The organism is Rhodoferax sp. GW821-FHT07G04 (assembly GCF_059418585.1).
The window spans coordinates 1-752 of record NZ_JBWKQD010000029.1 but is presented as its reverse complement, the minus strand read 5'-3'; the positions used below and the strand labels follow the sequence as shown (position 1 = coordinate 752).

Here is a 752-nt window from a genome sequence, read left to right as displayed (position 1 = left end):
GGCACGGCCGCCATCAGCGCCAGCTACAGCGGCGACGCCAGCAACGCCAGCACCGGCTCGGCCATCAGCAACGTCACCGTCACCGGCGGTGCCACCCCACCCCCGGCCACCACCACCACGCTGAGCAGCTCCACCAGCGCAGCCAACTACGGCCAGAACCTCACCCTCACCGCCGCCATTACTGGCGGCACCAACGGCTTTGCACCCAGCGGCACCGTCACTTTCTTTGACGGCAACACCGTACTGGGCAGTGCTGCCGTAGCGGCCAACGGCCAAGCCACCCTGGTCCTGAACAACCTGATCGTAGGCGGCCACACCATCAAGGCCGCCTACTCGGGCGACACCAAGGGAGCCGCCAGCCTCTCCAGCTCCAGCAACGTCAGCATCGCCAAGGCCAGCGCCAGCGCGACCCTGCGCAGCTCCATCGTCAGCCGCACCCAGACAACCACCCAAGTCTCCATCACCGCCGCCATCAGCGGCGCCAACCCCGGCGGACAGGTCACCTTCCTGAACAACGGCGTGGCCCTGAGCGGCGGCACCCTGAGCCTGGTCAATGGCTTGGCCACCTACGTGGTGGACCTGCCTGGCTCCAGCGCCAACCTGAGCGTCCAATACGACGGTGACACCAACAACACGGCAGCCACCTCGGCCGCTGCAGCGGTCAACCTGACCCCCAGCGCCAGCACCACGACAACGATCAGCGCCAACACCAGCAGCCTTGCCCAAGGCGCCAGCGTCACCCTCACGGCCCA

The 752-nt window shown here is 67.7% G+C and carries 1 protein-coding gene; it reads left to right on the top strand.

What is annotated here, in order from left to right; translation table 11 throughout:
- Nucleotides 1–752, top strand: a 752-nt coding sequence (locus AC07OO_RS25565) for an Ig-like domain-containing protein (RefSeq protein ID WP_495084994.1), incomplete at both ends; no start/stop codon positions are given.